The sequence below is a fragment of the Providencia sp. PROV261 genome (assembly GCF_028477945.1).
Lineage (GTDB): Bacteria > Pseudomonadota > Gammaproteobacteria > Enterobacterales > Enterobacteriaceae > Providencia > Providencia stuartii.
In genome coordinates, this window is the sequence record NZ_JAMPMC010000095.1 from 1 (window position 1) to 1,744 (window position 1,744).

A 1,744-nucleotide genomic window follows, 5' to 3' on the forward strand; every position below is an offset into this window, starting at 1 on the left:
CGAGGCTTCCCACTTCGTTGGCCGCAACCGTCTATATGACGGATTTACGCTGGCCTCCATGGGCAGGCACGACGAGTCCCGCCGCACATAATTCCAGCATGCCCTTTTGCCGTATATTGATCGCCGCATTGATATCGCGGTCATGTTCAACTTCGCATTCGGGACATTGCCAGATACGCCTGTTCAACGGCATTTCCGGCATTTTGTAACCACAGCAATGACAGGTTTTCGAACTGGCGAACCATTGTTCCAGTTTCACCACATGAACACCTTTCTCTGCTGCTTTGTATTCCAGTTTTGAGATAAATCCGCTCCATCCGGCATCGCCTATCACTCGTGCCAGATGGTGGTTCTTCATCATATTTGCCGATTTCAGCGTCTCTACAATTACCGCTTGGCTTTCGTCAACAATTGCGCGAGAGAGTTTGTGTTGAAAATCAGCGCGGGCATTAGCTACCCGCTCATGGACACCCGCAACCTGTATGCGGGCTTTCCTGCGATTTGCACTACCTTTTTTCTTACGTGATAAGGCTTTCTGTTTGCGCCGTAAATTCCGGCTGGCGTTGATAAGGTGTCGGGGATTAGCAACCTTAGCGCCATCAGATTTTATGGCAAAATGCGTCAGCCCCATATCCAGACCTGTGATATTTGATATCAACGTTGGCTTTGATGGCTCTTCCATCCCGTCATCACATAGTAGCGAGGCATAGTATTTCCCCGTTGCACTGCGGCTCAATGTGATGCTTTTCAACGTGCCGGTAATTTCACGATGCAACCGTGTTTTAATCGCCGGAATTTTCGGGATTTTGACTGCTCCATCCAGCACTTTCACCCCAACGCAGTGATAGCTCGATTGTTTTCCATGTTTGCGTTTGAACGACGGGAAACGGGCTTTTAGCTTCGGATTGAAAAAGTTGGAAAAAGCGATATCCAGATTGATCACCGCCTGCTGCAACGCGATCGAATCATATTCCTTCAACCAGGCATATTTGCGTGATCGCTTCGCTACTGCAAGCAGTGGCTTGAGGTCTTTACGTGGGTTTAAATTTACGCCGTGACGCTGGTAAGCCTGCTTTTTAATATTCAGAGCTTTGTTGTACACGAAACGAACTGCACCGAACTGGGCATTGAGATACTCAGCTTGTTCTGGTGTCGGATATATGCGTACTTTTGTAGCTCTTAACATATTCAGCGCTCATTGATATACTTCATTTATTTTAACACGTTAAGTGAAAAATTCAATTGAGTAATCAACACGAATCTCTCGAAGGCTTTCTTCGTAAACGGCATAGTGTAAGTAAGCTGGTTGTGCATTTAATCTTTACGACAAAATACCGCCGTAAGCTGTTTGACGGGCAGATGATCGCTCAGTTACGTGAAGCTTTTGGTTCGGCTGCGGCAAAGTTGGAGTGCGAAATTATCGAGATGGATGGCGAACGAGATCATGTCCACCTGCTGATAGCGTATCCGCCAAAGCTAGCTGTCAGCGTGATGGTCAATAATTTAAAATCGGTATCGTCGCGCCTGCTCCGTCAGCAAAATACCCACTTGCGGATGCAGAGCAAAACTGGGCTGCTGTGGTCTCGCTCATACTTTGCCTGTAGTGCAGGTGGTGCCACGATAGAAACGCTCAAAGCGTATGTGCTCAGTCAGAATACGCCGGAGTAGCCTGCCTTAAAGCCCAGCGGGCTTTTCGCCTTATATCCCCGCCCGCATTGGGCGAGGGTTTACGGCGGATTTTGCT

Annotated in this window: 2 protein-coding genes; one reads left to right on the forward strand and one right to left on the reverse strand. The window is 48.2% G+C overall.

What is annotated here, in order from left to right:
• Nucleotides 1–31: 31 nt before the first annotated feature.
• The gene (locus PR675_RS20770; protein WP_272582978.1) at nucleotides 32–1,186 is read right to left on the reverse strand and encodes an RNA-guided endonuclease InsQ/TnpB family protein; all 1,155 of its coding nucleotides are present in this window, start codon (nucleotides 1,184–1,186) and stop codon (nucleotides 32–34) included.
• Nucleotides 1,187–1,242: 56 nt separating this feature from the next.
• Between PR675_RS20770 and tnpA the strand changes: the two genes are divergently transcribed.
• Nucleotides 1,243–1,668 carry an IS200/IS605 family transposase gene (gene tnpA, locus PR675_RS20775; protein WP_061064539.1) on the forward strand — a complete coding sequence of 142 codons (426 nt, stop codon included), beginning with the start codon at nucleotides 1,243–1,245 and terminating at the stop codon, nucleotides 1,666–1,668.
• The last annotated feature ends 76 nt before the right edge of the window (nucleotides 1,669–1,744 follow it).

Bases quoted from the DNA above. Each gene is read 5' to 3' on its own strand.
- PR675_RS20770 (WP_272582978.1), bottom strand. From the start codon at position 1,186: ATGTTAAGAGCTACAAAAGTACGCATATATCCGACACCAGAACAAGCT.